Below are 7065 nucleotides of genomic sequence, written 5' to 3'. Positions count from 1 at the left end.
GTCGGCGCCGTGACGATTATGATCATTCTGTTGTGGCCCCGACTGGTCAGGATGCTGCCCAGGCAGCTGCGAGCGATTCCCGCGCCGCTGGCCGCGGTTGCCTTCGGGACCACCATCGCTGCCGCGCTCCACTTCGACCTGCCCCGCGTCGATCTGCCCGGGGCGATCCTCGGCTCGGTGTCGCTACCGAAGTTTCCGGAAGGCAACTGGACCGGGATCGTCCTTGGTGTCTTCACCGTCGCCATCGTCGCGAGCGTCGAATCCCTGCTGTCAGCGGTTGCCGTGGAAAAACTCCCCGGTGCACGCCGTCCCGGGAAACGCCCGGTCAGCCTGGACCGTGAGCTGCTCGGTCAGGGATCGGCCAACATTCTGTCGGGCCTCGCCGGCGGACTACCCGTAACCGGCGTCATCGTCCGTAGCTCCACCAATGTCGCAGCCGGGGCGAGGACACGGGCATCGGCGATCCTGCACGGTGTGTGGGTGTTGCTGTTCGCCGTGTTCCTCGGTGGTGTGGTCGAGTGGATTCCCCTGTCCGCCCTGGCCGGTCTGCTGGTGGTTGTGGGGATCCGGTTGGTCGACATTTCCCATCTCCGCCATGTGCGTCGGCACGGTGAACTGCCCGTGTACGTCGTCACGCTGGTCGGTGTCGTCGCTCTCGACCTGCTTCAGGGCGTCGCGCTCGGCCTGGTCACCGCGCTCGGCCTGATCCTGCGCCGGGTGCTGTGGTCCAACATCTACCTCGTCCGTTCCGGTGAGGTATGGCGGGTGGAGGTCGAGGGAACTCTGAGTTTCGTGTCCCTGCCTCGACTGTCGCGGGTCCTCGGGAGGGTTCCCACGGGCGTGCCCGTGTTGATCGAGCTTGTGGTGGACTATCTCGACCACGCGGCATTCGACCATCTGCATGCCTGGTGTACCGAGCACGAGCGGGCCGGTGGGAGCGTGACGGTGGACGAGATCGGTCACGCCTGGTTCCGGCATTCCCAGAACGGCCAGGTCCAGCGGCGCCGTACCGTCATCCCGCACCTGCCCCGCTGGTTCGCCCCCTGGTCGCAGTGGCAGGAGCTGGCCGCCTCACACGGAGACGCCCACCGCGTCGACCCCGAGGAGACGGTCGGAACAGGTGCGGACGGGGCCGAGTCCGTGGACGGTCACGTGCATCCCGTCGGCACGATGCTGGTCGGTGTGGCCGAGTTCCACCGCCGGGCCGCTCCGCTGCTGCGTGGCACCCTCGGGGGACTCGCCGAGAATCAGCGCCCCAGCATGCTGTTCCTGACGTGCGCCGATTCCCGGGTGGTTCCGAACATCATCACCAGCAGTGGTCCGGGAGACCTCTTCACCATCCGTAACATCGGCAATCTCGTCCCGCTCGATTCGTCCGAGGAGACGGTCCACGGCGAGCGGGAGAGCGACCTGTCCGTGACGGCCGCGCTGGACTACGCCGTCAACTTCCTGAGAGTTCCCTCGATCGTGGTATGCGGGCACTCCGGGTGCGGCGCTATGCAGGCGCTGCTGTCCGGTCACATCGACAATGATCCGGACTCCGCGCTGGCAGGTTGGTTGACCCATGCCCGCGGGGCGTTGTCACGTATGCCGCTGCCCGGCACGGAGGCACTGCCCCCCCTGGAACAGCTGGGTCGGGCGAATGTCGTACAGCAGCTGGAACACCTGCGCGGCCACCCTGCCGTCCAGCGGGCACTGGAGCAGGGCCGTCTGGAACTCGTCGGCCTCTACTTCGACATCTCCGCCGCGTACACCTGGGTGCTCGACGAGGCGACGGGTTACTTCGTCGATCCGTCGGAGGCGTTGACCGCGGTCGCGCCGCATCGCCGCCGTGCACCCCGCAGGTGGGACACGTCGACCCCGACAGCCTCGACGACAGGCCCGGCCACGGTGCATCCGCCGTCGGCGCCCCACACCAGGGGTCCCGGCAAGACGCTCGGCGACGGTCATCGTGCCCGCCGCCGCCGCGGAACCCCGGCCTGAAGGCAGCGCCGACCGAGCATGGGCCGACCGAGCATGGGCCGACCGAGCATGGGCCGACCGAGCATGCACAGTCCGTGGTTGTCAACAGGCTGGGATTCGTCATGAGCTGTCCACCCGAATAGATTCGGGATGCTGGCGTCCGCCAGGCTTGGAAGGGGGTCGGACGGCATGCGCATGGTGTTCTCCGATGCGGACGAGCTGGTCTTTCGTGATGCATGCGACCGGCTCGTCGGGCGGTTCGACGAATGGGCCGGTGAACGCGGCCTGGAGGTTGATCCGTTCGCGGTCGAGGTTGCCCTTGAGCACAAGTGGGCCATGGGCGACGGGATACTGAGCCGTTGGACGGTCGCGGACCTGCGCGAGCTCCTGCTGGGCTGGATGCCGCTGAAGATTGCAATGACGGAGGAGCAGTGGGCCACGGTCCTGCCCACACTGCGCGTGTTCTTCGACTTCCTCACCCGGACCGGGCTCGCCGACCCCCGGTGTGATCCGGGATTGCCCGCCGCGCTGGAAGAGCTGGCCTGCGAGTTCAACGCCGCGATGGGGGACGAGAGCCGATACGGCGTGGCCAAGCACTGGACGATGATGATGCTGCGCCGGGGCGTCGACATCGGGGACGAGGAGCAGGTGGGATGCTTCGTCACCGACGTGCAGGCGGGGGAGGTCTTCTACGACCCCGAGCAGGCTCTGCAGGCGGCCATCCTCACCGGGCAGGAACAGATGCGTCCCAGGCGCCGGCGCCTGGCAGCAGTCGCGCTACCCGCCGACGAGGAACTGGCCGCCGCGGCGGCGGGCAGCGAAGTGTTGCGGCGACTACGCGTCCTGCTGAGCTGGATGGGGGACGGCCGCAGGCTCACCCAGACCGGCCGGATCACCCTCGCCGACGCCCGCGAGCTCGTGGAGCTGCTCGGGACCGGTGACGTGGTCGACCCGGTCGTCCACGATCGGGTGTACCGCACCAAGAGCAGCGAGGAGCTGTACGGCCTCAACGTCACCGTCGAGTGGGCAAAGGCCGCCCGGCTGGTGCGGACCGCCAAGGGCCGGCTGCTGCCGGTGAAGAAGAACGTAGCCACGCTGGACCGTCCGCTGGAACTGTGGGGCCTGGCGTTCGCGGCCTTTCCGCGGCTCGGCCCGGCCATCTGCTCGTCCGGATGGACGGAGTCCATGCTGCGGTACCAGTTCGACGAGGGCGCCTGCGCCGTCCTCACCGCCGCGTACACCCTGGGGGGCGACGTTGCGCTGGCCGACCTCCACGAGCTGGTCTGGGATCTGGCCAGCGAGAGATACGAGACCGACGAAGCCCCGCAGCAGCAGCATCGGAAAACCTGGCAGAAGCTGGTCGAGCACGACCTGCGGCGCATGTTGCAGTGGCTGGAGATACTGGGCGCACTCCGCATGATCGCCGGTGAGGCTGGTGGTACCGCCACCGGTGAGGCCGCTGGTGGCACGGCCGGCGGTGAAGCGGCGGACGCAACAACGGCCGACAGGGTGGCCGAGCTCACTGCGTTGGGGAGGTGGGGCACCCGCCGCATGCTCCAGGACGCCGGTTTCGAAACCCCGGTGATGGCCGACATCGCGGGGGAGGAGGCAGAGGTCGTCGTGCACGTGGCAGGGGCGGCAGCCTCCGAAGAAGACGCCGACGCCCTGCTGCGCGCCTGGTCGGACGCGCGTGGGGAACAACAGGCCATCACGGAGCTGACGGCCCTGCTGCGGCGTTCCGACGACGTCCAGCAGTGGGTTGTCACCCTCGACGCCCTGGCGGAGATGGGGGCAGCCGGAATCGAGGTGGTCATGGGGCTTCGCGATGACGACAGGCTCCGCCCGTACCCGACGTTGGTGCTGGCCCAGCACGGGGTCGTCGATCAGGCTGAGCTGGGGGACACCGATGTCGCCGTCATGCTCGCCGAACAGCTCGCCACCGTCCTTCTCGCCGGGGACGAACAGGTGGTCGACGTGTTCACGAGTATGGGTGACGCCGACGTGCAGCGGGCGGCGCTGGAAGACATGGGGCGCTGCGGGCATCCCAAGGCGCCGGCCGTGCTGACGGCGATCGCCCGTCACCATCAGGATCCGAAGGTTGCCCGGACGGCTCGTAAGGCCGCGTTGAGGGCACGGTGAAAAAGAGCACGGTGAAATCGAGGTAAGGCATGCGGCCTTGCGCGGGAAGGCCGCGGTCGGTGGGAGGGCCGTCTTTCGCGGGAAGGCCGCCGTCCGGGTGGGCCCTTGTACCGGTTTCGGGTGGGCCGTCGACTCTGACGAACGTCCCGGCCCGTCTCGATACTGGATGGCATGCGTATTGTGGTGTTCGGCAGCGGAGCGATAGGAACGCTGCACGCCTGGGCGCTGTCACGGGCTGGGCATGACGTCAGCATGCTGGTCCGCCCGGAACAGCTGACCCGTTGGTCCGACGGGATCGGTCTGCGGATTCTCGACGTGCGGGGCAGGCGCCGCCGGGAGGTCGCCGAGCGGTTCCGCCCTCGCGTTGTCACCGAGTTGCGCCCTACAGACGGTGTCAACCTGGTCGTGCTTGCGGTCCGGCACACCCAGACACCGGATGTCCTGCCGGCGCTGGCGCGCAACCTCGGTTCCGCGGTTGTGTTGTTTCTGAACAACAACTGGCGCGGCCTTGACTTCATAGACGCCTACCTGGGCAAGGATCAGTACGTGTTGGGCGCCCCGCGGGCCGGTGGCGGCATTATCGACAATGTCCTGGACGGTGCGCTCGAAGGCGGGATCATGCTCGGGTCGAGCGTGTCCGGGCACACGTTGTACAGCCCGGTGACCGACACCGCCGAGCAGAACCTGGGCCGTCTCGTGGCGCTGTTCGCGGAGGCCGGTTTCCGGCCGGAGATTCATCCCAACATGGAACACTGGCTGTGGGTGCATTTTGCGAGCATCAGCGCGTGGATATGCGGTGCTGCCCGTGCCTGCGGCTTCGAATCATTCACGCGTAGTAATCGAGCGGTTTATGACGCCCTGCATGCCGGTCGTGAGGCCATGCAGATCTGTGCCGTGCGCGGGGCCGACGTGCGGACAGCACAGGATGCTCGGCCGTTCCTGCTGCCACCGTCGACCATTACCCCGGCGGTCCGGCTCATGCTCCGCGGCGAGCTGCCCCAGCGAATCTCGGTGAATCACGGCCGGTATGCTCCGGTGGACCTGTACGAGATCTATGACGACCTCGTCCGTACGGGTGAGCGGCTCGACGTCCCCATGCCCTCTCTGCTGTCCTACCGGGGTGACGTGGAACGGATGGTGGAACTCGCCCCGAGCCTGTGACCAGCGAATTTTTCGCCGATTTTCCACAGTGGTTTCAGAGCCGGAAAACAGATTCTCAGCTCAGTAAATCAGATTCTCAGGTCACTACCGGGACCGGTTGGCGATGATGGCGGCGACGGGCGGGATGACCGCGGCGACGAGCATCATCGCCAGCGCCGCGGGTACCGACACGAACCGGATCACACTGCCCGCGAGCACGAACAGCGTGACACAGACGGCCATCATCGTCAGGTACCGGCGGCGGACCGCCCGGCTCGTCACGCCATCTGCCGTCCGGTCCGCCACGCCACCGGCCGGGCTGAGGGGCATGTGCTGGTCGTAGTCACGCCGCCGGTCGGTATCCCCCAGGACCTCATATGCCATGCTGACCAGGCGGAAGGCGCTTTCGGAACCGCCCGCATCCGGATGGGTGCGTCGCGCCGCCCGCCGGTAGGCGGTCACGATCTGGGCGTGGGAGGCGGTCGGTGGCACGCCCAAGACGTCGTAGAGTGATAGCGGCACCACGAGTCATCCCATACCCGGTGGGTCAGGCGTTACCCAGCCAGGTCACTCAGCCGGGCTAGGTCACTCAGTCGGGCTACCCGGCCCCGTTACCCGGTCACCACCCGCCGCCACCCCGCCTCGCACCCGGTCCCGGAGGTCACATGGATCTGCAGCTTGCCGGGCGGGTCGTCCTCGTTACCGGAGGTTCCGACGGGCTGGGCGCGGCCGTCGCGCGCGCCCTCGTCGCCGAGCAGGCACGGGTCGCGATCTGCGCCCGGGACGAGGCCCGGCTCAAGCTCGCCGCGGACGAGCTGCGCGCCGCAGGTGGGGACGTCCTTGCCGTACCGGCGGACGTCACCGACGTCGCCGCGCTGGACCGCTTCGTCACGGCGGCACACAGCCAGTGGGGCCGGGTGGACGCGATCGTCAACAACGCCGGCAGGTCCGCAGCTGGGGAGCTGGTGTCCGTGACCGACCAGGAGTGGCAGGACGACCTGCAGCTCAAGGTGTTCGCGGCGATCCGGCTGTCCCGGCTGGTGTTCGACCATCTGCGCGCCTCGGACGCCGCGGCGGTGGTCAACGTGCTCGCGACGGCGGCGAAGGCGCCGCCGGCGGCTTCGATGCCGTCCTCGGTGTCACGGGCTGCCGGGATGGCGCTGACCAAGGCGCTCGCCGGCGAATGGGGTCCGCACGGGATCCGGGTCAACGCGCTGCTGGTCGGTCTGGTCGAAAGCGGCCAGTGGGAACGGCGGGCTACCGCCGCCGGCACGTCCACCCGGACGTTGTACGAACGGATGGCTCATGATGCGCGGATACCGTTGGGCCGCGTCGGCCGGGCGGAGGAGTTCGCCGACGTCGTGACCTTCCTGCTCTCGCCCCGCAGCTCCTATGTGACCGGAACCGCGCTCAACGTCGACGGTGGCCTGTCACCGGTGGTATGACGCCTGTCCGGTTTTCAGCCGGAGGCGATGAGCACGGCGGCGACGACCACACCAAGGGTGATCACAATCGCGCGTAGCGCGGTGGCCGGCAGCAGCCGGGCGACCCGCGCGCCGAGGATCCCCCCGGCGCAGGAGGTCAGCAGCAGGATCGCCGCAAACCCCCAGGAGACCTGCGCGCTCACGACGAACACGGCGATGCCCACCGCGTTGACCCCGAGCGAGAGCAGCGTCTTGGACGCGTTCGTGCGCTGGATGTCGTCCGGCATCAGGATGCCCAGGACTCCGAGCAGGAGCACGCCGAGGCCCGCACCGAAGTAGGAGCCGTAGGCCCCGGCCAGGAACACCCCGGTGCGGGTCGGCCAGGTCACGGATCCGCCGG

Annotated in this window: 6 protein-coding genes; 4 read left to right on the top strand and 2 right to left on the bottom strand. The window is 68.4% G+C overall.

Annotated features, from left to right (window positions below):
- The 3 genes from DD1DGNOD_RS20850 to DD1DGNOD_RS20840 all read left to right on the top strand — a co-directional run.
- The coding region (locus DD1DGNOD_RS20850; RefSeq protein ID WP_131770883.1) for a bifunctional SulP family inorganic anion transporter/carbonic anhydrase at positions 1 to 1983 on the top strand (1983 nt) is incomplete at its 5' end.
- Positions 1984 to 2112: 129 nt separating this feature from the next.
- Positions 2113 to 4101 (top strand): hypothetical protein, encoded by a 1989-nt coding sequence (locus tag DD1DGNOD_RS20845; RefSeq protein WP_206443346.1) that lies wholly within the window; start codon positions 2113 to 2115, stop codon positions 4099 to 4101.
- Between the two features lie 171 nt (positions 4102 to 4272).
- Positions 4273 to 5262: a ketopantoate reductase family protein gene (locus tag DD1DGNOD_RS20840; protein WP_131770874.1), complete on the top strand. Its 990-nt coding sequence runs from the start codon at positions 4273 to 4275 to the stop codon at positions 5260 to 5262.
- A gap of 84 nt (positions 5263 to 5346) precedes the next feature.
- On the opposite strand, the gene DD1DGNOD_RS20835 is transcribed toward DD1DGNOD_RS20840, so the two are convergent.
- Positions 5347 to 5763, bottom strand: coding sequence for a DnaJ domain-containing protein (locus tag DD1DGNOD_RS20835; RefSeq protein WP_131768192.1), 417 nt, complete (start codon positions 5761 to 5763; stop codon positions 5347 to 5349).
- Positions 5764 to 5906: 143 nt separating this feature from the next.
- Between DD1DGNOD_RS20835 and DD1DGNOD_RS20830 the strand changes: the two genes are divergently transcribed.
- On the top strand, positions 5907 to 6686 hold the full coding sequence (locus tag DD1DGNOD_RS20830) for an SDR family NAD(P)-dependent oxidoreductase (protein ID WP_131768191.1): 780 nt from the start codon (positions 5907 to 5909) through the stop codon (positions 6684 to 6686).
- Positions 6687 to 6700: 14 nt separating this feature from the next.
- Here DD1DGNOD_RS20830 and DD1DGNOD_RS20825 read toward each other — a convergent pair.
- Positions 6701 to 7065: sulfite exporter TauE/SafE family protein (locus DD1DGNOD_RS20825; RefSeq protein ID WP_131770882.1), on the bottom strand; the 365-nt coding region annotated here is incomplete at its 5' end.

This window comes from Candidatus Protofrankia californiensis (genome assembly GCF_900634765.1).
Taxonomy (GTDB): domain Bacteria; phylum Actinomycetota; class Actinomycetes; order Frankiales; family Frankiaceae; genus Protofrankia; species Protofrankia californiensis.
The sequence above is the reverse complement of the archived record's forward strand: the minus strand, read 5'-3'. Positions and strand labels throughout refer to the sequence as shown.